Source organism: Colwellia sp. KS18-150 (genome assembly GCF_057551365.1).
Window position 1 is genome coordinate 1 of record NZ_BAAJMC010000018.1, and the last position, 26,132, is coordinate 26,132.

19 protein-coding genes are annotated in these 26,132 nt (G+C 36.3%); 14 read left to right on the plus strand and 5 right to left on the minus strand.

The window, feature by feature from the left end:
• The 4 genes from AC27IF_RS16215 to AC27IF_RS16230 all read right to left on the minus strand — a co-directional run.
• Positions 1-705: polysaccharide pyruvyl transferase family protein (locus AC27IF_RS16215; protein WP_487055386.1), on the minus strand; the 705-nt coding region annotated here is incomplete at its 3' end.
• 109 nt (positions 706-814) lie between these two features.
• Positions 815-2,197, minus strand: a complete 1,383-nt coding sequence (locus tag AC27IF_RS16220; RefSeq protein WP_487055387.1) for an SDR family NAD(P)-dependent oxidoreductase — start codon at positions 2,195-2,197, stop codon at positions 815-817.
• Positions 2,194-3,363 (minus strand): glycosyltransferase family 4 protein, encoded by a 1,170-nt coding sequence (locus tag AC27IF_RS16225; protein ID WP_487055388.1) that lies wholly within the window; start codon positions 3,361-3,363, stop codon positions 2,194-2,196. The genes AC27IF_RS16220 and AC27IF_RS16225 overlap by 4 nt, the downstream gene beginning before the upstream one ends.
• Positions 3,347-4,864, minus strand: a complete 1,518-nt coding sequence (locus AC27IF_RS16230) for a lipopolysaccharide biosynthesis protein (RefSeq protein ID WP_487055389.1) — start codon at positions 4,862-4,864, stop codon at positions 3,347-3,349. The genes AC27IF_RS16225 and AC27IF_RS16230 overlap by 17 nt, the downstream gene beginning before the upstream one ends.
• Positions 4,865-5,090: 226 nt before the next feature.
• Here AC27IF_RS16230 and AC27IF_RS16235 point away from each other — a divergent pair, with 226 nt between their 5' ends.
• Together AC27IF_RS16235 and AC27IF_RS16240 are read left to right on the plus strand one after the other, a co-directional pair.
• A complete protein-coding gene (locus AC27IF_RS16235; RefSeq protein WP_487055390.1) occupies positions 5,091-6,551 on the plus strand; it encodes a right-handed parallel beta-helix repeat-containing protein in 1,461 nt (486 codons plus the stop codon).
• A gap of 4 nt (positions 6,552-6,555) precedes the next feature.
• Positions 6,556-7,731, plus strand: a complete 1,176-nt coding sequence (locus tag AC27IF_RS16240) for a right-handed parallel beta-helix repeat-containing protein (protein ID WP_487055391.1) — start codon at positions 6,556-6,558, stop codon at positions 7,729-7,731.
• Here the strand turns inward: AC27IF_RS16240 and AC27IF_RS16245 are convergent.
• Entirely contained in the window at positions 7,717-10,218 is a 2,502-nt protein-coding gene (locus AC27IF_RS16245; protein WP_487055392.1) for a hypothetical protein, read from the minus strand. The two genes, AC27IF_RS16240 and AC27IF_RS16245, sit on opposite strands and share 15 nt — an antisense overlap.
• Before the next feature lie 222 nt (positions 10,219-10,440).
• Here AC27IF_RS16245 and AC27IF_RS16250 point away from each other — a divergent pair, with 222 nt between their 5' ends.
• The 12 genes from AC27IF_RS16250 to prsT all read left to right on the plus strand — a co-directional run bounded on the left by AC27IF_RS16250 (position 10,441) and on the right by prsT (position 26,119).
• Positions 10,441-11,781 (plus strand): UDP-glucose dehydrogenase family protein, encoded by a 1,341-nt coding sequence (locus AC27IF_RS16250; RefSeq protein WP_487055393.1) that lies wholly within the window; start codon positions 10,441-10,443, stop codon positions 11,779-11,781.
• 16 nt (positions 11,782-11,797) lie between these two features.
• Positions 11,798-12,808 carry an NAD-dependent epimerase gene (locus AC27IF_RS16255; RefSeq protein WP_487055394.1) on the plus strand — a complete coding sequence of 337 codons (1,011 nt, stop codon included), beginning with the start codon at positions 11,798-11,800 and terminating at the stop codon, positions 12,806-12,808.
• A gap of 20 nt (positions 12,809-12,828) precedes the next feature.
• Entirely contained in the window at positions 12,829-13,725 is an 897-nt protein-coding gene (gene galU, locus AC27IF_RS16260) for a UTP--glucose-1-phosphate uridylyltransferase GalU (RefSeq protein WP_487055395.1), read from the plus strand.
• 12 nt (positions 13,726-13,737) lie between these two features.
• Positions 13,738-14,880 (plus strand): GNAT family N-acetyltransferase, encoded by a 1,143-nt coding sequence (locus tag AC27IF_RS16265; protein ID WP_487055396.1) that lies wholly within the window; start codon positions 13,738-13,740, stop codon positions 14,878-14,880.
• Positions 14,880-15,125 carry an acyl carrier protein gene (locus AC27IF_RS16270; protein WP_487055397.1) on the plus strand — a complete coding sequence of 82 codons (246 nt, stop codon included), beginning with the start codon at positions 14,880-14,882 and terminating at the stop codon, positions 15,123-15,125. The genes AC27IF_RS16265 and AC27IF_RS16270 overlap by 1 nt, the downstream gene beginning before the upstream one ends.
• Positions 15,126-15,129: 4 nt before the next feature.
• Positions 15,130-15,915: an alpha/beta hydrolase family protein gene (locus AC27IF_RS16275; protein ID WP_487055398.1), complete on the plus strand. Its 786-nt coding sequence runs from the start codon at positions 15,130-15,132 to the stop codon at positions 15,913-15,915.
• The gene (locus tag AC27IF_RS16280; RefSeq protein WP_487055399.1) at positions 15,909-16,748 is read left to right on the plus strand and encodes a hydrolase 1, exosortase A system-associated; all 840 of its coding nucleotides are present in this window, start codon (positions 15,909-15,911) and stop codon (positions 16,746-16,748) included. The genes AC27IF_RS16275 and AC27IF_RS16280 overlap by 7 nt, the downstream gene beginning before the upstream one ends.
• Positions 16,749-16,901: 153 nt before the next feature.
• Positions 16,902-18,332: a mannose-1-phosphate guanylyltransferase/mannose-6-phosphate isomerase gene (locus tag AC27IF_RS16285; protein ID WP_487055400.1), complete on the plus strand. Its 1,431-nt coding sequence runs from the start codon at positions 16,902-16,904 to the stop codon at positions 18,330-18,332.
• Between the two features lie 32 nt (positions 18,333-18,364).
• Positions 18,365-19,360, plus strand: a complete 996-nt coding sequence (locus AC27IF_RS16290) for an acyltransferase family protein (protein ID WP_487055401.1) — start codon at positions 18,365-18,367, stop codon at positions 19,358-19,360.
• A gap of 31 nt (positions 19,361-19,391) precedes the next feature.
• The gene (locus AC27IF_RS16295) at positions 19,392-20,765 is read left to right on the plus strand and encodes a phosphohexomutase domain-containing protein (protein ID WP_487055402.1); all 1,374 of its coding nucleotides are present in this window, start codon (positions 19,392-19,394) and stop codon (positions 20,763-20,765) included.
• 246 nt (positions 20,766-21,011) lie between these two features.
• Entirely contained in the window at positions 21,012-23,285 is a 2,274-nt protein-coding gene (wecB, locus tag AC27IF_RS16300) for a non-hydrolyzing UDP-N-acetylglucosamine 2-epimerase (RefSeq protein ID WP_487055403.1), read from the plus strand.
• An 89-nt stretch (positions 23,286-23,374) separates the two neighbouring features.
• Positions 23,375-26,119: an XrtA/PEP-CTERM system TPR-repeat protein PrsT gene (gene prsT / locus AC27IF_RS16305; RefSeq protein ID WP_487055404.1), complete on the plus strand. Its 2,745-nt coding sequence runs from the start codon at positions 23,375-23,377 to the stop codon at positions 26,117-26,119.
• The last annotated feature ends 13 nt before the right edge of the window (positions 26,120-26,132 follow it).

Here is a 26,132-nt window from a genome sequence, read left to right on the forward strand (position 1 = left end):
TGAAATATTGAATACGGAGTAATAATCTTCAAATTTATATGAAGATATTTTTTCATTATTAGTTTTAGCCCAAATGTTTGGAATTCCATATGCATCTGCAACTATTAGAGGATGCATTGCAGTTGAAATAAGAGCTCTACTTTGAGTTAGTTTCTTTATGAAGTAAATAGGATCAGCTTTGACATCGATAATAATACTATTAGGTATGTTTTTCTTAATTTCTAAAATTAAATCTGAAGAGCTATCAAAAAAGTGAGCTACTATTGCTAAATCATATTTTTTTGTTTTACTTCCTTTAACCATTCTATTAAGTAATAACCCAGGATCTCCAAGTGGAAATGTATCCGGCAGTTGTTTTCCTGAAATTTTTTCCATCCGAGCTTTTGATGTTTTTCCCCTTAAAGCTAAGAGGTTCACATCACGGATTAATTGTTCAGGTATTACAGTATCTGGTTGCTCGATATGCTTTCCTGATTCAAAGTGAATACCTGAGCCCCAAACATCGATTGGCTCGGAGGAAAAGAATGTTTCATTTTTTGTATGAGCACCTTGGAATAACCTCTCTAAAACTGAGCCAAGCGCTAAAATATCGGCAGTGTTACTTTGACTGTAATTTGTGTTTACTCCAAAAGCTTTAAAGATATATGGATTTAAAGCGTCTCCAAAGTTATCAGAATCCCACCATGCTAAGTTCTTTGTATTCATGTTTTCCCTAATATAAGTTGCTTTGGTTGTCTTGGTTTGTAATTTATACAATGATATTAACTAAATATTTTACAATTTAAATAGTGTGTTATTGGCTTTGCAATAACAGCTAGTCAGGTAACTTTACATCAACCACTTGCCCAGTATAGTTTGAAGCTAGAACCGCTAATGACTTTTCTCCAACCATTTGAGAGCTTAGTAAGCTATTGTCAGGTTCATTGCCAAAATTTGCTATACGCATTGGTGTTTTAGTACGTTGTGGGTTTATGCAGTTAATTTTAATACCTTTATGTGCCCATTCTTCAGCCATTGCCTGAGTAAAATTAACAACGGCAGCCTTACTAGATGAATATAGGGAATAATGCGCTCTTCCGCGAGTGTATGAACTAGATGTGAAAAGTAATAAACTACCTTTGGATTCCTCTAAGTATGATTCTGAAGCTTTGGCAATGTTCACAACCCCTAAATAGTTAACATTGAGTGAATCTAATACTTCTTTGTGAGACATACTTTGTAAAGGTTTTTTGATTAGAATCGCTGCAGTATTGATAATATAATCAATTTTTCCTGTTTCATCATAAACCTGTTTTAAAGCTTTCGTAACTGAAGAAGAATTTTCAATGTTTGTATTCGTAGTGCTGCGACTAAAAGAAAATACCTTAGCGCCAAATTTTTCTGCGATAGTGGCACAATCATTACCTATGCCATAACTTCCCCCAAAAACCACCAGAACTTTACCAGCAAAAAACTTATGGTTAAACTCATCAGATCTCGTGTTGTTCTCTTGTATGGTTTGTAATTGAAATAGACGGTCAGCAAGAAAGATATCTTGTTCGTGAGTTATTTTAATATTTTCTTCTTTACCACGAACCACATAAATTGGCTCATCTGGTAGGTACTTAAATACTACTCCACAGTCATCTGTAGTTGTAAAGTTTTCATCTAATATGGCAAGTTGATAAGCACTTTTAATGGTTTTTAATTTAAAACCTTGAGGCGTTTGCCCCCTTCTTAAATTACTGCGTACAGGAATGTTGGTGATTAAATCGTTTTCGCATTGAATTATTGTGTCTGCGGTATCAATGGCAACATCTATAGCGTTGTAATGGCTTAGTGCATCAACGCATCGTTGAATAATAATATCATCAACAAAAGGGCGTACGGCATCATGAAATAAAATATTGTAATTGCCTGAATCTTTTTCTAATGATAAAGCGTTGATTGCAGCTAAAGAAGAGTCGCTGCGCTCTTTACCACCCAGTAGTATTTTTGAAACTTTATGAAAAGCCTGCTTGTTGGTAATTTCTTCTATTTGAGTTTCATAACCATCTTTAATAATTATGATTATTTCATCAATATAATCTGAATCATTGAATGCTTTTATTGTATGGTCTATTACGTTGAGACCGGCTAACTTTGCAAATTGTTTCGGTTGGTTTTGACCGAAACGAGCTCCCATGCCTCCAGCTAAAATAACGGCAATTGTTTTCATTTTTTACTTCCTTTTGCTAATTCTAGGTATTCTAATGTGACTAAATGCCAAGAATATTTATTATGTATCAACGATTTTAAGTTTTTTGAATATGTTGATGTATCTAGTTTCTCATAGTCTTTAAAAAGCGCATACCATGAATTAATATCGTTTGGGTTTATTAACACACCTGTTTTTTTATGTTCAATAAATTCAGGAATCCCCCCAGTATTATGAGCACAAACCGGAACGTTGACAAAACCCGCTTCTAATAAAACGATGCCAAAAGGCTCTTCTCTAGAGGGTAATACGAAAAGTTGTGCATTACTAATTGTTGCCATCGTATGTTGGTGCGGTACGTTAGTAAATATTTTAATATAGCTCTGGGCATTGTGTTTGCTTATTTGTGCTTCTAACTGGGTCAAATAGCTTGTATCTCTTCCTATTAATACAAGGGAAAGAGGGCTTTCAGGTTGACTTTGTCTATATTGGATAAAGGCATCAATTAATATATCTTGCCCTTTTTTATGCTCAAAAGTAGCGACATTTACAATATAAGGGGTGGATTCTGTAAATACCGACTTTCCAGATAATAACTCAGATTGAAGTATGTCAGCATCAATAGCATTGTGGATGTAGGTAGACTTATTGGCACTATATGGAAAGTGTTGCAAGAATTTTGATTTTAAGTAATGAGAACAACTAACAATATGATCGGCTTGTTCAAAAAAGCATCCCCAAGATGGATTACCCTTGTTGTCTATGATGTCTTTAACATCTAAACCGTGAAGAGAGATAATGAGTGATATTTTGTCACCAAATATTTTTTTTAACGTGCTAAAAAAGGTGGAGGAACCTGTCGGGTAATGCACATTAATGACCGTGATGTTGTGTTTTTTAATATAAAAAAACCATGTTAATAACATTTTAGGGTATTGAAATAAATAATATTTTATTTTTGATAAAAAATTATTTGGCTTTTCGATTAATGGTGATATTAGTTGAGGGTATTCCTCAGTAGAAGCGCATTTGTGCCAAATATTGTTGTGCAAAACAGGTTGAATGCCTTCTACTTTAGATAGTTGACACAACAAATTTTTGACCACTTCATTTACTCCGCCTGCATGAGTTAATTGCCAAGGCAGAGATATTAAATAGCCACTTTTTTTTCTACTTCTGTTCCGCATTGTTGCCGGGTAACCTTAATTTTGATTGTAGTAGTGTGATAAATTTATCAAATAGTTTTCTTTCTGCGGAGTCTGGTTTGCCAGAAAATATCCACAATAGTATTAGCGTACTTACATAAATAAATATGCCTAATATAGTGTAGAAAAAAGTATATCCAATTAAAGGTAGGGTATCAATTTCAAACCAATTGATGTGCTCGTTCATCCCAAATTTGAGACCAAAAAACATTAATAAGCTTGAGAGTAATGGCCGTATAATTATTTTTGGATAATGAGTTATTTTTAGGTTCATTTGTTTACAGGCAACAGTTACCCCTAGAATAAACATAACGCTAGTAATGCAAAGTTGAGCATATACAGCACCAACTAAACCAAAGTGTTGCAGGAAAACAAATAACAAAGGGATATAGAGTATCAGTCTGAAGGTGAATAGTGCTGTAGTGATACGTGGCTTATTTAATGCCATATATACATAACCGTTGTTGGTGTTTAAGGCACCAGTGATACTCGAAATGGCCATAAACTGAATTAATATCACAGTAGCTTGCCATTGTTCTCCTAGCATTAATGGCACCAGTAAAGGAGCTAATATAGATATGCCAACACCAGCTGGAATAGCTAACAATGCGATTGATGATACAATGTTTAGATATAAGCCCTGTAATTTACTCTTATCAGAAGATACTTTTGCATAACCAGGGAAGGTTGCTCTGTTTATAGGGGCAATTAATTCTGTAGTCGTTAATGTGGCAACTTCCCGGCTGACTGTGAAGGTACCAACTGCTTGAGGATTGATCATTTTACCTACAATTAAATCTTGCAGTCGACCATTTAAGAAAAAAAGTAAATTATTGATAAGTAACCACTTTGAAAATCTAAAAATCTTCTTCCATTTAATTAATGAAAAACGAGGTCGGTAATCACACATCAAATAGGATAAGACTAAACTCATTAATTTAGATGACAACATGCCTATAATTAGAGCCCAATAAGACTTTAAATATAGGGCCAATGAAATAGTTATTATAGTGCTTATGATCTTGCTGATTAGCTGGTATTTAAACTCAGATTTAAAGTGAAAGTTCTTCCTGAAATTAACAATACCTATATTATTAAACGATTGAATTAAAAATAATAATGCAAGCACACAAATTAAATTAAAGAGCCTTTCGTCCTGAAAGTAATTAGCAACGGGCATTGCAGAGGAGAGCATTAGTATGGTGGCAATGATGCCAAATATTACTTGGATTGACCAAGCCGAGTTGTAATCATCATCTGTCGATTTTTGGTTTTGTATTAGGGCCATATCAAACCCAAATGCATTTAATAACTCAAAAAAAGCAAAAATTGTCATTGCTATTGCAACTAGGCCGAAATCCTCTGGAACGAGAACTCTTGCCAAAATCATAGTGCTAAATAAGCCAATAAACTTGATTGTAAGGCGAAGTAGAACCATTAAGATAGCGCCTGAAAATACTTTTGTTCCTGTTGTTTCAGGCATAGGGGTCCATTTGAGTTATTTTGTAGCAGTATTTTGGCTAAATTCTATCATGTTATTTAGCCATGAGATAGAAAGTAAAAAGTGTGAGCATAAATAAAATCACTGTAATTATTGTTAAATACAGTAAAATAAAAATAAAGCCTAAATGTTTCTTGTGTAAGTTATGATTGTTAAACAGTACTTCTCAAATCAATTAAAAAGATATTTGTTTATTTCGGGAGTATTCTTGCATATAGCTATTGCAGTTTTAGGAGCTTTTAGTTTAAAGACGATTCTTGATTCAAACCTACCGTTACCTCTGTTTGCTGAAAAAACCTATGCAAAGATAAATAAAAACAACCCTAATATTGCCCCTTTCTTAAACCCATTACTCACTTCTGTTTCAGATTGGAAAAAAAATATTAATTATAGCTATGTTGTAGAGCCTTTGAATTGGCAAGGTGTAGGCGCAAACACTATTGAGAGGGATGTTGAGATAGACTCAACAATAAAAGTCTTTTCTACAAAAATGTTACTCAAAGCGTTAGCGGCAGCACAACCAGGTGATGTAATAGAGTTATTGCCGGGTGAATATTCGATAAAACAGTCACGAATAAAAATACAGAATGTTGGTTTGCAAAATGCGCCAATTAAATTAATCGCTAAAAAGCTAGGAGAGGTAACACTGAAATTGCGAGGAGAAGGTTTTTTAGTTACCTCACCTTTTTGGCACTTTCAAAATCTTCATTTAGTGGGTGAATGTGTAAAACATTCTGATTGTGAACATGCTTTTCATGTGGTTGGCGATGGGCATCATGTAACTTTTGAAAATAATATATTTCAGGACTTTAATGCGGCGATTAAAATCAATGGCTTAAAAGGCAGTTATCCGGATCATGGTAAAGTTTTAAATAATACTTTTTACAACACTAGTGCTCGCCGTACTGCTAATCCTGTAACACCTATAGATTTAATGCATGCGGATTACTGGCAAGTTCATGAAAACTTTATTTTTGACTTTATTAAGGCTAAAGGTAACAGAGTGAGTTACGGCGCTTTTTTTAAAGGAGGCTCAAAATACGGTGAATTTTCTCGAAATTTAGTTATGTGTAATGCCAACTTACAGGAAAAAAGTATCGCTATCGGTTTATCTTTAGGTGGTGGTGGGTCTGCTAGAGCAATACATAGAGACAATAATGCTTTTGAACATGCTTATGGGGTTATCAATAATAATATTATTATGAACTGCGCAAATGATGTGGGGGTTTATCTAAATAAGGCCGCTAAATCTAGCATTGTTAATAATACTTTATATAATTCAGTGGGCATTGATGTTCGATTTAAAGAGAGCTCAGCTATAATAAATAGAAATGTTATTTCTGGCCGAATAGCTAAAAGAAATGATGGTGAAATAATTGAAAGCCAAAATAACATTGTATTACCTTTGAAATGGTTAACCGCAGATGACGGCCTAAATGATTATTTTTATGCGCCGGCAAATGGTGATTTTACTTGGATAAATTCAGCCACTAGTTCAAATAAAACTGAACTAGAAAAACAAAGCGTCGGTTTGCCTGAAAAGGACTTTTGTTTGAAAGTGAATATTGAACCCTATATTGGAGCATTTGCAGAGAGAGCCTTTTGTAAGGGCAAAGTTAACTTAACCAATCCTAATCGTAAATTTAAATTTATGGGTAAAAGTGAGTAGTTATATGAAAGCAAAACTATTTAACTACTTTGTTTATACTGGGGTTGTTGCGAATACATTACTTATATGCTTTTTTATTTGGCAACCTAGTATTTTAAGTAAAATTGCCGCGTTACCTGTAAATTATTATTACAACAAATCAGCAGAAATGGAGTTAGAAAAATTTTCTACGGTAACAACTAAACAACAAGTAGCAGACATTATAAAACCATGGAAATCTTTTGAAAACCCCTCTAAAAAACACCAACAAGTAGCCGTAAATGGCATTAATTTTTCTTCGGTAGAGTTGGCTATTAAGTCGTTAAAATCAGGTGACGAACTTCAGTTTTATGATGGGACTTACACTCACCCTTTCGCAATAGATAAAAATGATATAACTATTATTGGTTTTGGACATGTGGTTTTTGAAAAAGCGGCACACAAAGGTAAAGGGTTTATTGTTAGCCAAGGGAATAACTTAACGATTAAGAATATAGAATGTCGTTTCGTTGCTGTAAAAGATAAAAATGGTGCTTGTGTTCGCCAAGAAGGAGTAGGACTTACGTTAGAGCATGTATATTTTCACCATAGTGAGAATGGTATCCTTGAAACAGCTAAAACCGAAGGCTCTATTTATATTAGTGATAGCCGATTTGAGCAACTTGGCAAAGCCGGGAGAGCTCATGGGATCTACAGTAATAAAGCAAGACTATATATACAGAACAGCCTTTTTTTAGCCACTAAAGATGAAGGTCATGCTATAAAAAACCGAGGACAAGAAACTTATATTGCCAATTCTTTGATTAGCTCAATGGAAGAAAATGATAGCAGGCTAATTGATATTTCAAATGGTGGTTTACTGACAGTCCATCACTCTTTTTTACATCAGGGGCACTTATCTGTAAATGGACAAGCGATAGGTTATGGTTTGGAAGGTATTAAGCATGAAGAAAATAAAGTTGTATTAACTGACAATATTATGCTTTTGGAAAGAATTAAAAAAAATATATTGCTAGCAGCAGGTGATATGCAGACAGAGGTAGAAATTAAAAATAACCTGATCGTTAATAAAGACTCAGGTATAGAAGAAGAACAAAATTATTATTTTTCTTCCCGTAGCGAAGCCGAAATGCCGGAATTCCCCTTCTTCCCAGCCTCAATTTGTCAATGGATAACCCCTTGCCCATTACTTAATCACTAGTAATGGTTTTACTGGATTATATTGCTTGTAATAATGATACATAACTCCTTCGTATTGTCCCGTCCACTGCAACCATTTTCCATAGGGTTTAACACCACCTATACCTGATTCAACATAGTTTTTAGCATGTTTAGCATATTTGAGTTGGCTTGTTTCCATTGCAAACCAAATAATGGGGTCAACCAAAGTGAGTGCAGTTCCAGATGCCTTAGTAGGCACCTTGTTATTGGTGGCAGACTTGTAGTAGCTGAATTGACCATATTGATAATTCCATTCAACATAGTTTCTTATAATATTTAGCGTGCTTATATTGTTAGGAAACTCAGTGTATATATCAATGAATGATCTCAATAAAAAACCTAGCTGATAGCCCGCTATTTTTCCTTTAAAACCTCTAACTTGGTGTGGTGGTGATAAATATTTAGCGTGCACTTTTTGAATATAGTTTTCTAAATAATGCTTTAACGATTTATTACCCGTGTATTTGTAGGCTGCCATAGCAATGGCTATCGCTTGACCTTCAGCCCTATGGCTTCTGTCGGGGAAAGGGTCTCTTTCACTGAGATAAATTTTCTTGAATTCACTCATAAATTGGTACCAATCTTTAATCCATTTATTACCTGACATTAAATAAGCATGTTCCATATGATAAAACCAAGCATGTTGATCGTCTCTTGGTCGCGCTGATTGCTTTGTGCCTTCGATGTATTTTCTAGTTGTGGTTGAGTAATTGTGCCCACGAAATTGTCGCCATGAATTACCGCCATATGGGTTGGTCGAAAGTTGCAGTAATTCATAGTGCGTGTTGTCTTGGTAACCAGATAGCCATTGAGGTCGTATATTTAATTCAGCTTTCGCGAAATTTTGCGCGTTATAGTAGTGAGCAGGGTTGCCACTGATAAAAAACTGTTGTTTTGAATACGGCCAACCACCAGTACCATTAGTTTTATGCTTTCTATTTAAATCAATCCCAAAGTTATCCATACCAAATTTATAACTATTAGAGTCATAGTCAGCTTTTGTGTAATGTGGAGTTCTTGATTTACTTTTAGCTATGGAAATTTCTGGAAAAGCTCCATTAAAGGCCAATGATGCTTTAGTTTTCGCGTAATGTTGTTGCGGGATCACTGCTACAGGAGGGTACTGAAACGTTTTGGCTAAATTTGTAGCCATTTCTTTAGTTTGATTTTTGGCAAAGTCGAATAATACTTCCTTGTAAACCTGCTTCATATCATCAAGCCAGTATATATCTGCCTCAACAAACTTATCATTGAAAAATTGCTTTGACCATGAGGGCCATAACTCTACTTTTAGTTGGTTAGCGCTATCTACGGCAAGGCCATTGGGGAATCTTTGCCAAAAATCTTTTAATATTACTGTTGCATTAACCCCTTGAATAACGCCTAAAGGTAATTGGTCAATATTGGTTTTAGGTATGATGTCAGTTTTAATTTCTTGTGGCTCTTTACTGATAAAATTATCCAGTGACAGTGTATGGCCGCTGAAATATAAAGGAGCTGATTTTGAAGTGTTTAGGGCAGAATTTTGTAGTTGAAAATCCATTTTTACTATTGATGAATTGGCATAACTATATATTCTTAAGGCCCAGCCATGTTTAATATCGGTAGGATTATTGTATCGTGTTAAAGCGGATATTTTTAATACGGTGCGCATAGGACCATTTTCTTCAACAGTAAAGCTGATGTTCTCATGGTTGAATGAATGATCTATTGTGTTATTTTCTCTTTGAAAAATTGATTTTAATTTACCTGCGGGAGTCATAATCTCTAATGGATATTTTGATATCTCTATACGGGTAATGTCATTATTTATTATGATCTTATTAGTAGTATCCTTAATGGATACAGGGTGTTTTGGTAATAGGTTTTTTAATTCAATTTTTTTATTTGTTGCAGGTTCACTATTCGAGTACAAACCGTATTCATTGATGCCTGAATTAGGTTTACCAGTAACAAAAGGTTTTATAGTTACATTTAGGTTGACTAATAAATGACGAATAGAATTGTCTTTACCCCACCACCTATTTAAAACTTCAAACTGCGCAGGAATAATATTACCCAACGCATCTAATAGGTAGAAAGAGTCTGTTTTATGGTGTTTCCCATAAGTTACGGGTATAACTGCAGAAATGGGGTAGCTATTTGCTCCCACACTTGCAGACTCTTTAACCTCAAAAGTAGTTAATAGGTTTTTTATAGGGAATAGATTGTTCTTTTTCTTTATTGGAGCAAGTGTTTCGCCATGCCCTTTTGTGGAGGGCATGTTTTTACTATTTATATGTTTGCTAGCCGGAGCGATATTAATAGCATTGGGTGGTGATTTAAAATAATCAGGGCAGTTATTTAGGCTTCTACATTGCTCAAAGATACGTTGAAGAACTGACTTACTGGTTGAAAACACTTCTTTGTTAGCTAGAGTGCTAACCGAGACAGTAAGTAATATAAGAAAAGTGAGATATTTATTCATCAAATTTAACACGACACATCATTTCATCCTTGCTTAATTTTTTATTAACGCAGTTATAATCACACACAGGTGAAAGTAATATAGTGGAAAAGCTTTGTTCTTTTAATGAATATTATTTAAGATGTACGCGTAATTGAAATTATAGCATTTAGTGAGTAATAAAGATCAAATATCAACTCAAGAAATGAGAGATTACATTAGTTTGTTTAATAAGGATAGATAATGAAGGTTACCGTATTTGGTATAGGTTATGTTGGTTTAGTTCAAGCTGCAGTATTAGCGTCAGTTGGCCATGATGTAGTTTGTGTTGATATTGATGACGCTAAAGTTGAAGAGCTAAAAAAAGGTAATATTCCAATTTACGAGCCTGGGCTAACACCTTTAGTGCAAGAAACTTATAAAAATGGGCTGTTAAAGTTTACCACTGATGCTGCTGAAGGCGTAAAACATGGTGCAGTTCAGTTTATCGCGGTAGGAACACCGCCAGATGAAGATGGCTCTGCTGATTTAAAATATGTGTTAGCTGTAGCAGAAACTATTGCTACTCATATGGATGAAGCTAAAATTATCATTGATAAATCAACTGTACCAGTAGGTACTGCCGATAAGGTAACTGATAAAGTTGCTTCAGTGCTTTCTTCAAGAAATCTTGATCTTGATTTTGATGTAGTTTCAAACCCCGAATTTTTAAAGGAAGGCGCTGCAGTTAATGACTGTATGAAGCCGGATCGTATCGTTGTTGGTACGAGCAAAGAAAGCTCTCGCGCTATAATGCGTGAATTATATGCCCCATTTAATCGTAATCATGATCGCATGATTTTTATGGATGTACGCTCTGCAGAATTAACTAAATATGCAGCTAACTGTATGCTAGCCACTAAAATTTCATTTATGAATGAAATGTCTAACTTAGCTGAGTTGTTAGGTGCTGACATTGAAGCCGTACGTCATGGTATCGGCTCAGATTCCCGTATTGGTTATCAATTTATTTATCCAGGTTGTGGTTACGGTGGCTCTTGTTTTCCAAAAGATGTACAGGCATTAGTGCGTACAGCTCATGGTATTGATTATACTCCAGCATTATTGGAAGCCGTTGAAACGGTTAACTATGCTCAAAAACAAAAACTATTTAATAATTTAAATGATTATTTTAAAGGTGATTTAGCCGGTAAAACTGTGGCTGTTTGGGGCTTGTCATTTAAACCACAAACAGATGATATGCGTGAAGCATCGTCTATGGTGTTAATGGAATCTTTATGGAAAGCTGGCGCTAAAGTGCAAGCTTATGACCCTGAAGCAATGGAAGAGTGTCAACGAATTTATGGTGTAAGAGATGACCTATCACTAGTTGGTACTAAAGAGTCTGCGTTAAGTGGCGCTGATGCTCTCGTTGTTTGTACCGAGTGGAGCCAATTTAGAGCGCCTGATTTTGACTTGATAGCTAAAGCGTTATCCCATCAAGTGATTGTTGATGGACGTAATTTATATGATCCTGAGTTATTAAAGCAACGTGGCTTTGCTTATTACGCTATTGGTCGTGGTGAAAGCGTTAAAAAAGTATAATTATTAAGGTATAACAATGAAGTTTTTAGTGACAGGTGCAGCAGGATTTATTGGTTTCTATGTTGCGCAACGACTATGTGAGCAAGGTCACGAAGTTGTTGGTATTGACAACCTTAATGATTATTACGATGTAAATTTAAAGCTAGCACGACTAGATGAACTCGCTAACTTGCCATTATTTACTTTTGTTAAAATGGACTTGGCTGATCGCGAAGGTATAGCTAACTTATTTGCTACAGAGCAGTTTAACCGTGTTATTCATCTTGCCGCGCAAGCTGGTGTTCGTTATTCCATTGATAATCCATTAGCTTACGCTGATTCTAACTTGGTAGGACATTTAACCATTCTTGAAGGGTGTCGTCATAACAAGGTTGAGCATTTAGTTTATGCTTCTTCTAGCTCTGTTTATGGTTTGAATAATAAGGTTCCATTTGCGACAACAGATAGTGTCGATCATCCTATCTCTTTATACGCAGCGACAAAAAAATCTAATGAGTTAATGTCTCATACCTATTCTCACCTTTATGATGTTCCGACAACAGGGTTAAGGTTTTTTACCGTGTATGGTCCTTGGGGACGTCCTGATATGGCATTGTTTAAGTTCACCAAAGCCATCGTTGAAGGTAATCCCATAGACGTATATAACAATGGCGACATGCGCCGAGACTTCACTTATATTGATGATATTGTTGAAGGTATAATGCGCATACAAGATGTTATTCCTAACAAGAACCCTGATTGGCAAGTAGAATCTGGCAGTGCAGCGCAAAGCTCTGCCCCGTATCGAGTTTTTAATATTGGTAATGGCAATCCGGTTAAACTAATGTCTTTCATTGAAGCTTTAGAGAATTCATTAGAGTTAACAGCCAATAAAAATATGATGTCAATGCAGGCGGGTGATGTTTATCAAACCTATGCTGAAGTAGAAGACTTATTTGAAGCGACTTCATATCGTCCTAGTATGGGCGTTGAGAAAGGCGTTGATAACTTTGTTAAATGGTATAGAGAATTCTATAAACAAAAATAATTAGATTAAAAGAGATGGATATGACAAATCGAATTACAAAAGCTGTTATCCCTGTTGCTGGTTTAGGTACAAGAATGTTACCAGCAACAAAAGCAATTCCGAAAGAAATGTTACCTATAGTTGATAAACCATTAATTCAGTATATTGTTAATGAGTGTGTTAACGCAGGTATTAAAGAGATTGTACTTGTTACGCATTCTTCAAAAAATGCTATTGAAAATCATTTTGATAAATCTTTCGAGTTAGAAACAACTTTAGAAAACCGTGTAAAACGCCAATTACTTGATGAGATTCAGGCTATTTGTCCAAAAGATGTCACCATCATTCATGTTCGTCAAGGTGAAGCTAAAGGTTTGGGTCATGCGGTATTAAAAGCTCGTCCAATTATAGGTGATAAGCCTTTTGCTGTTGTGTTACCTGATGTTATTTTAGATGATGCTAGCTACCAATTAAAAACTGAAAATTTAGCGGCTATGCTGGCCCGATTTGAAGATACAGCTTGTAGTCAGATCATGGTTGAGCCAGTCGAAATGGAACAAGTGAGTAATTACGGTGTTGTCGATTGTGGTGGGAAAACTATTGAAGCAGGGGAATCAGCAGCGATGACTGCTGTTGTTGAAAAACCTCCTGTTGATGAAGCGCCATCAAATCTGGCTGTTGTTGGTCGGTACGTATTATCTGCACCTATTTGGGATTTATTAGAGTTTACGCCACCAGGTGCTGGTAACGAAATACAACTTACCGATGCTATTGCCAGTTTAATGAAAATAGAAACAGTTGAAGCCTTTAATATGACCGGAAAGTCGCATGATTGTGGCTCTAAAATGGGTTATATGAAAGCCAATGTTGAATATGCACTACGTCATAATGACTTAGGTGCAGAATTTAAAGAATACCTCAAATCACTGTCACTCTAATTCATTATAAATATGAGTTTTTATTACGCAAAATTACCTTTAAGTGTTTTTGTAAAAGCAGTTAATGGTAATGATGCGTCTATTACTCTTTTTGAGTTAACACCTGCTTGGTTGGCAGCTACTGCCAAATATATGTGTACCAGTAACGAGCAAGTGTTGGTGCATGTTTTAATTGCTGTCAACGAAGATACAAAAGCGAAAACCCTGTTCGCTTGGCCGCTTCTTCATAAAGAAACACCTTATCTTAAAAGTATTAACTCTTTAACAAGCTTTTATTCCTCGGTTACTTCTCCTATTGTTTTTCAAGATGATGTAGCAAATGGCTTGAATGACCTCGTTGATGTTGAGCTGTTGGCAGGTTTTGAAAGTTGTGATGACGAGACCATGGCTACCCCTTTAGATTATTTTTCGCTGCTATTTTCAGCAATTAAACAAAATAATGCTTGGCAGAAAATGCTATTAGGGCCTATTGAAGAGAGTCTTGCAGAGATGATTGCTAACCTGAGTCGTCATCATCAGACTTATGCTATTGCAGAAAATTGGTACAGTGCAAACATAGAAGATTTTCAACACTATGACTCTCAAAGGCCAAGCCAGCTTAAAAACACCATTACACGTAAAGAAAAAAAACTAGCCAAAGCACATGCGTACGAGCTTAAGCTTGTTTCTGAAACTGCAGATTTTGAACGATATTTTTCTGATTATAAACGCGTGTATCAACTTAGTTGGAAAGGTGAAGAAGCCAGTTATGACTTTATTAAACAAGTATGCATTGATGCCTGCAATCAAAATAAAATGCGAATGGGACTGTTATTAATTGATGGTCAAGTTGCGGCTGTGCAATTATGGTTCTTACAAAGTAGTACCGCCTCTATTTTTAAGTTAGCTTATGATCCCGCATACGCATCTTTTTCTGTCGGCTCTATCTTGTCGATGTTTTTAACAAAACATGTTATCGATGATGATAAAGTGACTTGTATCGAATTTGGTATGGGCAATGAAACTTACAAACAAGATTGGATGGATAAAAAGCGTCAACGAGCGACAATGCAGATATATAATGAGCGAAGTTTTACCGGAGCTTTGTTAGCTTTGTATAATAAGCTAGGTGTTAAAGTTAAGCGATTGCTCACAAAAACAGATGAAGGAAAATAATGTCAATACAGCAAGAAACGAAAAGTATTCTAAAAACAGCACTGCAACTAGACGAGGTTGATAGTTGGTGCGATGAAACTGAAATATTAGGCGCTATCCCAGAGTTTGACTCTATGGCTATTGTGGGTGTTTTGACCTTGATTGAAGAGCATTATGGCTTGATCATTGAAGATGATGAAGTGAGTGCTGAGGTTTTTGAGACTTTTGGCAGCTTAACTCATTTTATTCAGCAAAAAGTAGCGTAAATTAATGCTTGCTGGCCATTTTATTACAAGTTCACAGGGGCGAGTATTTTTAACTCAGTTTGGTGACGTGAGAGGCGACACTGCAATATTGTGTCTACCTTCGATTACCGAAGAAATGAATTATTCTCGTGCTGTGGTAGCCAAACAAGCACAACGTTTTGCTAGACAAGCTTTGCCATGCTTTATTCTTGACTATTATGGTACTGGTGATAGTGAAGGGGAATTTGAGCAAACAAATACCGATATTTGGCTTGAGAATATTATTGAGGCTGGCCGGTTTATACAAGAGCAAGGTGTATCAAAAATTATCTTGTGGGGCGTTCGTTTTGGTGCCTTGTTATTATTAAACCATCAAGAGAGACTACACCAGAATTTACCGATAATTAAACAGTTGTTATGGAAACCTGTCACCAACGGTAAATTGTTTGCTGGACAATTCTTACGGCTCAAGCAAGCAAAAAGCATTATGACTAGCCCAACAGAAAAAATTAATTGGCGAGAGCAAATTTTGGAAGGTGAAAATGTTGAAATTGCAGGGTATTTACTCACAAAGGCAATGTTAAATTCAATTGAGTTATTGCAAGTTAAGTCAGGCTTTCAGCCTATCACTGATATTGATTTGTTTGAGTTAGCAGCCAATGAACCTACGCCAGCAATACAACGTCTCATTTCAAGCTGGGATAATGAAAAAATTAATCTTCATTGTGTTGATTGCCCCCCTTTTTGGCAGGTGCCTGAAATTTTCTCCTTACCTGAATTAGAACGATTAACGATGGAAGCGTTATGTTAACAATGCCAGAAACAGCATTAAGTTTTTCAGTTAATGAGCAAGAGCTACTAGCTATTTGCCATGAGGGAGGAAAAGAAATTTCTACTGGGGTACTCATTGTTGTTGGTGGTCCACAGTATAGAGTGGGAAGCCATAGACAGTTTTTACAACTTTCTCGTACTTTAGCCCAGCAAGGTATAAGTTCTTTTCGTTTTGATCATACCGGTATGGGTGATAGTTGTGGTCAGAAAAAAGCTTTTGATGACATAAGTATTGATATTAAAGCCGCAATAGATGCTTTTTTCAATGCCCTGCCGCATTTGCAAAAGGTCGTTATTTGGGGTCTTTGTGATGCGGCGTCTGCAGCATTAATTTATGCTAATCAAGATGCTCGTGTTAGTGGCTTAGTATTACTCAACCCATGGCTAAGAAGTGAAAAGGCGATGGGGAAGACTATGTTGAAATACTATTACCTTCAGCGCCTGAAATCGAAAAGTTTCTGGAAAAAACTTTTAAAAGGTAAAGTGAAACTATCTGAAAGTGCACGTGAAGCAAAAAGCTTTGCAAAAGATAGTAGGCAAATCACAACGCATGAAGCGACAAGCTATCAAAGTCGCATGTTATCAGGGCTAAAAACCTTTCAAGGAAAAAGCTGTTTAATTTTAAGTGGTGCAGATTTAACGGCGAGAGAATTTGATCAGCATACTAAAACTGATAAAGCGTGGAAAAAGCTAAGAAATAAAAGCAATGAAGTACATCGATTAATTGAAGCTGATCATACTTTTTCATCGCATGAGTTTAAAAATCAAGTAGCAAAAATAACTTCTCAATTTATTCAGCGCCTATCAGAATAAATTAGAACACTCCATTTGCAGATTAATACGGTTGATCAAAAATTATTGAAGTGAATGTGGTGTTGTATTCTCTTTTACTTCACGGTTCCAATATAACTTGTCTTAGCTTATTATTGTGCCATTACGTTTTTATCTATATTTAATGGAATATCAATGAGTCAATCGGCATCTTCAGTACAAATTTCACCTGTCATCATGTGTGGTGGCAGTGGTACACGTTTATGGCCACTATCTCGTTCTCAATTCCCTAAACAGTTTTTACCATTGGTTAATGATACCAGTATGCTGCAAGACACTGTGGCGCGTTTACCTGTTAATCATCAATCGCCTATGTTTATTTGTAATGAAGATCATCGATTTTTAGTCGCGGAACAAGTGAAGCAAGTTGACTGTCAACAGGCGAGCATTCTCCTCGAGCCCCAAGGTAGAAATACGGCTCCGGCTGTAGCACTTGCTGCAATTAATGCATTAGCCAGTAATGATGATGCCTTGTTATTAGTTTTGGCGGCTGATCATGTCATTAAAGACACAGAAAAGTTTCATCAATCAGTAAATATAGCCACTGCAGCAGCTCAACAAGGTAAATTAGTTACTTTTGGTATTGTGCCAACCCATGCAGAAACGGGGTATGGTTATATCAAACAAGGTGACACTAAAGGTAATGGTGTTTATCAAGTTGCTCAGTTTGTTGAAAAGCCTAATGCGGAAAAGGCTCAAAATTACATAGAGTCGGGTGATTATTTATGGAATAGCGGCATGTTTTTATTTAAAGCAAGTCGTTATCTTGAAGAGTTAGAAAAATTTAGACCTGATATCCTAAAGTCTTGCCAAGATGCGATGGCAAAGGTAAGTAAAGATTTAGACTTTACTCGCCCCGATAGTGAAGCTTTTTTACAATGTGCTGATGAGTCTATTGATTATGCGGTAATGGAAAAAACTGAAGATGCGGTAGTAGTTCCACTTGATGCGGGTTGGAGTGATGTAGGCTCTTACTCTGCGCTTTGGGAAGTATGTGAGCAAAATTCAGATAATAACGTCATTAAAGGGGATGTTATTGCCCATAATACTAGCAACAGTTATATCCATAGCCAAAATAAATTAATTACTACCTTAGGTGTCGATAATCTTGTGGTCATTGATACACCAGATGCGGTGCTTATTGCAAATAAAGATAAAGTACAAGATGTGAAGGGGATCGTAAACGAGCTGAAAGCAAATAAACGCTCGGAATCTACATTACATCGTGAAGTCTATCGCCCTTGGGGTAAGTATGACAGTGTTGATAATGGCGAACGTTTTCAAGTTAAACGTATTACTGTTAATCCAGGAGCAAAATTATCGGTGCAAATGCATCATCATAGAGCTGAACATTGGATAATTGTTTCAGGTACTGCCAAAGTCACTCTAGATGATGAAACCATTTTACTAAGTGAGAATCAGTCTACTTACATCCCTATCGGTGTTGTCCATGCATTAGAAAACCCAGGTAAGCTTCCACTTGAAATGATTGAAGTGCAATCAGGTAGTTATTTGGGTGAAGATGATATTGTGCGCTTTGAAGATAGGTACGGAAGAGTTAAGTAAGTGAGTTACTATAAACTACCAAGGAGAGTCTTTTGTTTTTAGGATATATTCATTCTTTCAGAGCTCTCGCTATTTTGTTTATTGTCGCAGGTCATGCTATTGATTTTTTTATCTGGCCTGAGTCTAAACATGATACAGAAAGACTTTTACGAATATTTGTAAGTAATGGCTCGGTTTTATTCGTGTTTATTGCGGGTTACTTATTTCAGCATTTAATGGGTAAATATCAAACTAAAAAATACTTTATCGCAAAATTAAAAAATGTAATAACGCCATATTTATTAGTGTCTATTCCCGCCATTATGGTGTTTGTATTTTTTATAACGAGAGATACGGTTTGGAATGGTTTTTATAATAATCCCCAATGGCTGCAAATTGTTTATTTTTATTTAACAGGTTTACATTTAGCGCCTCTATGGTTTATACCAATGATTTGCATATTTTATTGTATTGCTCCATTTCTTGTAAAAGCGGATAAATATAAATACTTTTATTGGTTATTACCTTTCGTAATATTGCTTTCTTGTTTCGTTGGTAGAGGGTTACCAGCTCAGAGTTTTATCCATTTCTTTTCTGTTTATCTACTAGGTATGTTTTGCAGTCATTATAAAGCCAATGTTAATGTCATATTGAGCCGAAATAATATTCTATTATTACTTGCCGCCGCTATATTGATTTTCGCTGTTTGTGAGTATAAATATATGGTTGGCACTATGACTTACCTTAATTATTTACAAAAAATAACTATGTCGCTTTTCTTTCTTGGTTTACTCGTACGTATTGGAGAGAAGTTAGACTATAAACTTATTCACATTATCGCAGATACCAGCTTTGGTGTATTTTTTATCCATTCGTATATCTTAACTGCTAGCAAAATTACTATTGAACATTTTTGGGGTAGTAAGGTGGCTGGAAATGTTATTATGTATGGTTTTTCGGCAATATTATTTTTATTATTTAGCGTTGGCATTATTTATATAATGCAAAGGCTTTTAGGTGCTAAAAGTCGTTACCTAGTTGGTAGTTAATAAACAAAATTCAATTTTAGAGAAGTGTTACATGAATGATTTAAATTTAACCTGCTTCAAAGCCTACGATATTCGCGGAAAGCTTGGCGAAGAATTAAATGCCGATATCGCATATCGTATAGGACGTGCTTTTGCACAACATACCCAAGCTAAGCGAGTAGTCGTTGGCGGTGATATTCGCTTAACGAGTGAAGAACTTAAGCTGGCACTCGCTAACGGGTTAATGGATGGTGGTACTAACGTTATTGATCTAGGCCTATGTGGCACAGAGCATATTTACTTTGCTACTAGTCACCTAAACTGTGATGGTGGTATTGTGGTTACTGCGAGCCATAATCCTATCGATTATAATGGCATGAAATTAGTACGTGAAAACTCTAAACCCATCAGTGGTGATACCGGCTTGTTTGATATTAAAGCGCTAGCTGAGCTCAATGAGTTTGTTGATGTGGCTGAAAAGGGAAAAATGTCAACTCATGACATTAGTCAGGCTTACACTGAGCATTTGTTAACTTATGTAGATGTTAAGAATATAACGCCTCTTAAATTAGTTGTTAATGCAGGTAATGGCGCAGCAGGTCCCGCACTTGATGCTATTGAATCTGCTTTTAAGCAGCTGAATGTGCCGATTGAATTTATAAAAATTCATCATAATCCTGATGGCAACTTTCCTAATGGTATTCCTAATCCTTTATTAGTAGAAAATAGAGCGGCAACTCGTGATGCCGTTATCGAGTACAAAGCTGATATGGGCATTGCTTGGGATGGCGATTTCGACCGTTGTTTTTTGTTTGATGAACAAGGTGAATTTATTGAAGGGTACTATATTGTTGGTTTATTAGCTGAAAATTTCTTGGATAAAAGTGCGGGGAGTAAAATTATTCACGACCCGCGTTTAACTTGGAATACTATCGATATTGTTGAAAAATCTGGTGGTGAAGCTATTCAAAGCAAAACAGGTCATGCGTTTATTAAAGAGCGAATGCGCAGCGAAGATGCAATATACGGTGGAGAAATGAGTGCTCATCACTACTTCCGTGATTTCTTCTATTGTGATAGTGGCATGATCCCATGGTTATTAATTGCTGAATTAGTCTGTTTACGTAATAAGCCACTGTCCAACTTAGTTGCAGAGCGTATTAAAGCCTACCCATCGTCGGGAGAAATAAACAATAAGATAGCTAACCCAAAAGCGGCTATTGAGCGAGTATTCGAATTTTACCAATCCACAGCTCAAGTTATAGATGAAACTGATGGCATAAGCATGGAGTTTGACACGTGGCGATTTAACCTTCGTAGTAGTAACACTGAACCAGTGGTGAGGTTAAATGTTGAGTCTAAAGGTGATGAGTTGTTGATGAAAGATAAAACACGTGAAGTACTTGATTTGTTACTTCAATCGTAGATAACTTTAATCCCTTTTATATTAAGCGGTTCTAAGCGAGACGAGCTCAATATAAAGGGGAATCCCTACCTGAGTCTATTGAATAGCAACTAAAGCATAGCTTGCTATAAATTTATAAATCAAAAGTTTTAATTTCTCTCCTAGAAAGTTATTCGTACAATAAAAAACTACTGCAAAAATCATTTCATCACAGTACACTGTAACTATTGTAAATTTATTGTTTAAAATAGTTTTAAGGACTTAATAATGAAAATAGGGATTATCGTTGGCACCCGCCCGGAAATCATCAAAATGGCGCCAGTTATACGTGAGTGCCAAAATCGAGCCATACCTTATTTTATCATCCATTCGAATCAACATTATTCCGAAGAAATGGATAGTATTTTTTTTAAAGAATTACAGCTACCGACACCACATTATAATCTAGGTGTTGGCTCGGGTTTACATAGTAATCAAACGGGTAATATCTTAATTAAAATGGAGCCTATTTTAATTGAGGAGCAACCCGATGTTGTTTTGGTTCAAGGTGATACTAATACTGTATTAGCTGGAGCTCTTGCCGCATCTAAATTAGATATTAAAGTGGGTCATATAGAAGCCGGTTTGCGTAGTTATGATCGTACTATGCCAGAAGAAACGAACCGAATCATGACAGACCACATTAGTGAGTTTCTATTCGCTGTAGGTCCTAATCAGCATGCGATTTTAGCAAAAGAAGGTATCGATGCGGATAAAATTTACACGGTTGGCAATACCGTTTCAGATTCATTATTTCAGCATTTAGACATTTCAGCCAATACCAGTACGATTCTTGATGATTTAGGTGTTAAATCAGGTGAATTCTTTTTAGTGACTGCACACAGAGCTTCTAATGTCGATGTGATGTCTAATTTGTTAGAGTTACTGGCATTATTTGATAAATTGCACTCCAAATATAGTCAGGCTATTGTCTGGCCGATTCACCCAAGAACACAGGCTAAGCTTAAAGAGTTTAGTATTGAAGTGCCGAGTTATTTAAAGCTAATTCCACCTATTGGTTATTTAGATTTTATTCAACTACAAAAGCATGCCCAGTTAATCCTAACTGATTCAGGCGGTATTCAAGAAGAGGCGTGCTTACTAGGTGTGCCTTGTATTACGTTGAGAGAAAATACTGAGCGTCCAGAGTCAATTGAAGTGGGAGCAAATGTTTTGGTTGGTCGTGATGCTGATAAAGCTATAGCAGCGGCTGATAAATGGTTATCTACAAGTAATGCTAACTTTAACTGGAAAAACCCTTTCGGCGATGGTCATGTTGCAGAATTAATTTTAGATATTATTACAAATACGCAACCAAGCAGTGTTGATCAACCTATTGAAGCAAAAAATGAAACCCTTTGTGTGGTTGGTATGGGCTATATGGGATTACCAATAGCTAGCTTGTTAGCGCAGGCAGGTTATAGTGTTACTGGTATAGATCTTAATAAAGATAAAGTAGATGCAATTAACCGTGGTGAATGTCCATTTGATGAAGCAGGGCTTCCTGAGTTAATTCAACAAGTTGTCAGTCAAGGCTTTTTAACTGCCAGCACACAAATTCCTTCTAGTGAAACCTATTTAGTCGCCGTGCCAACGCCACATAAAGATAATAGTTGTGATCGCTCTTATGTGTTTAGTGCGGTAGATGCCATTGCCAAAGTAGCCAAAAATGGCCAGACTGTGATTGTAGAATCAACGATTTCACCACAAACCAGTTTAGCGGTAGAGCAAAGATTTAAAGACGCAGGTCTGAATATCGATGTAGTTCACTGTCCTGAACGTGCCATTCCTGGCCAAACATTACATGAACTAGTTCACAATGATCGCATTATAGGGGCAAGTAGTGAATCTGCTCAGTTGAAGGTTAAAGCCGTTTATCAGAGCTTCGTTAAAGGGGAAGTATTCTTAACTAACTTAACTACTGCAGAGTGTATCAAGCTGGTAGAAAATACCTCTCGTGATGTCGGTATTGCATTTGCTAATGAACTATCACTGATATGCCAAGAGTTAAATGTTGATGTTTATGAAGTGATACGTTTAGCTAATCGCCATCCTAGAGTTAACGTTTTAACACCGGGGCCAGGAGTTGGTGGACATTGTATTCCAATTGACCCTTGGTTCTTAGTTGAAAATACTCAAGCAGGTGAGTTTGTACGTTTAGCTCGTGCCATTAACGATAAACGCCCAAGTATTGTTGCTCAACAAGCACTAGATATCTTGGGGAAAGATGTTAAAAATAAGAAAGTGGGTATTTTAGGTGTGGCATATAAAGCCAATGTGGATGACTGTCGAGAATCGCCAGCTGAAGCTATTTTGACTCACTTTAATCAGGCAGGTGTTCAAACGAGCTATCACGACCCTTACGTTGAGCAGTGGGATTGCCCTCGCATTAATACCATTGAAGAGATGGATAAGTGGGCTGATGTCATCATTTTAGTCACTGATCATGAGTGCTATAGTAATTTATCTCTCACTACCGATTTACTAAATACTAGAGCCTAATTGAATAAAGCCCATAGTTGAATGGGCTTTTTTCGTTTAGGAAGCGCTCTAAAGACATGAATAAGAATAAACCGTTAAGGAAAATAATAATGAAATTTGTTAAAGCCACAGCTTGTTTAAGTGTTTTATTAGCATTAGGCGCTTGTAGTGAAAAAGAAACGGCAGACTCTCATCTGACCAAAGCAAAATTATATAGTGAAGAAAAGAAAACAAATGAAGCGGTAATAGAGCTGAAAAATGCGATTCGAGCTGATGTGAAAAGTGGCGAAGCGAGGTTCTTATTAGGGAAAACTTACCTGAAACAGGGAAATGGTGTCGATGCGGTAAAAGAGTTAGAGCGTGCTCAAAGTTTAAAATATGATAATGAACAATTAATTCCACTGTTAGCACGTGCCTATATTTTAACTGATGCAGATGACGATGTTATTTCTTTAGCAGAGCCGGCAAAGAAATTAACAAAAGATGCAGCAAGCCAGTATTTAGCCTATAAAACACTAGCCGCATTACGTAGTGAGCAAGTGGAAATTGCCCAAGAGAGTGTAAAACAGGCTAAAGCTAGCAATCCTAAAGGTATTTATAGCCAGTTAGCTGATGCTTATTTAGTGTTTTCTGAAAATAACTTCGAGCAGGCTATTGCTTTAGTGAAAGTAATTTTGGCTGCTTCCCCTCAAAACGCAGATGCTTTAATGTTACAGGGCCAAGTATCAACTGCAATGAAAGATTATCAGCAAGCGGCTATTAGCTTTAAAGCTTATTTAGCCATACAACCTAAATCAGGCATTGTTCAGTTGCTGTTGGCGGACTCTTTATTGAAGTCACAACAATATGATGAAGCCGAGCAATATGCCGACGCAATTTTAGCATCGGTAAGTACGCAACCATTCGCTCATTACATCAAAGCAATGGTGCGTTTTCAAGCCCAGGATTATAAGAAAGCCAGTGAGCATGCCGAAGCTGCTTTATCGGCTAACTTTAACCAATTTAATTTAAAGCTAGTAGCAGGTGCCAGCGCCTTTCACATGAAAAACTGGGAGCAAACGAACCATCATTTAAGTGCTATCGTGAAATATTTACCGGCTGAGCATCAAGCGCGCAGAATGTTAGCCGTAAGTCAGCTTGAGCTAGGTTTGGTAGATAATATTAGTGATACTTTGCATGACTTTTCTGCAACTAATGAGTCAGATTCAGAGTTTATAGCCTCATTAAGTTATAAACTTCTAGAGCTTGGTGCAGTTGATGAAGCTAAAAAATTAGTAGAGCAAAGTGGTGAAATTGTTAACCCGAACGCGAAACAAAATGCTCGCCAAGGGATCTTGAAATTAATGATGAATGATCCATCAGGCATGCAAGATTTACAAGATGCCGTTAAGCTTAATCCTGAGCTGATAGAAGCCGAATTAGCGTTAGCATTTTCTGCCGTACAAACGGGTGATATTGAGCAAGCAACAGCGATAGCGCAAAAGTGGGAAAAGCAGTACCCTGAAAAAGCAGGTGCCTATAATTTAATGGCGACTATCCATATAAAACAAGAAGAATTTGAAAAAGCGGAAAGTGCTTTAGATAAAAGTCTTACTGTTGAGCCAGATAATGCTTTCGCCTTAATTGAACGAACTAGGTTAGCAGCATTTCAAAAAAATGAACCGCTGGCGAAGGAGAGAGCTGATTATCTTATCAAGCTTTACCCAAATAATAATAAGGCGCTTAGGTTATATTTTGGCCTACATAGAAATGAAGCCGCTTTGCAAACACTAATGACGTCATATCAACTTGATAAAAGTGATTTGTCAAAAGGCTTGTTAGTAAGTGAAGCGTTAGTTCATTTAAATCAAATGGATAAAGCTTTACAAGTTTTAGGCTCTTTTGAGAAAAATTCGAAATTACCTAAACGTTATTGGCAGTTATTAGCAATGATTTATAAGCGCCAACAAGATGCAACTAATGTACAGTTAACATTAGAAAATTGGCGGAAAATAAGCCCGTTTCATTTAGAGCCTGTTGTACTACTTGCTGATTTTCATACGAATAAACGCAATTATGAGAGAGCATTAGCGGTTGTTAATAGTGGTTTTCAGAATCATCCAAACAACCTGACATTACAATTAGTGAAAATGCAATTACTCTTGAGTGATAAAGAAGTATATCAAGCGAAGGAACTATATAGAACGTTGGCTGAACGAGATATAGATGAAGCGCTAAAAGATGGCTTGAAAGGTCGTATTTTCTTACTTGAGAAGAAGTACAAACTAGCTATCCCTAAGTTAGAAACGTTATATAACACTTACCAGAGTAGTCAAAATGCACTGTATTTAGCCTCGGCGCATCAAGGTGATGATAACATCGCTGAGTCTATTAGTATTTTAGAGAAATATTTATCAAAGCATGACAAAGATGATCGAGTAAGAGCTATTTTAGCAGGTATGTATGTATCTAATGACAAGAACAAAGCCATTGAAAGCTATGTAAAAATAGCAGAGACGCAGCCAAATAGCGTAGTAGTCAATAATAATTTAGCCTGGCTCTATATGGATAATAATGATTTAGATAACGCACTAATTTATGCTGAGAAAGCTTTTGAATTAGCTCCAGAGGTAGCAAATGTCGTAGATACTTATAGCCAAGTATTGTTGAAGAAAGGTGATAAACGCGACGCGTTGAAAAAAGCCAGTAAAGCTTCTGAGTTAGCCGAAGGTAAAGATATCGATATCCAACTAAATTATATTGAAGTACTTATTGCTAACGCACGTAAAAATGAAGCCAGAACATTACTAGAGCAAACAGAGCCTTCTACTGAAGAACAAACCACTAAGAAATCACAATTAGCAAAGTTATTGTAAACAGGGAATAGAG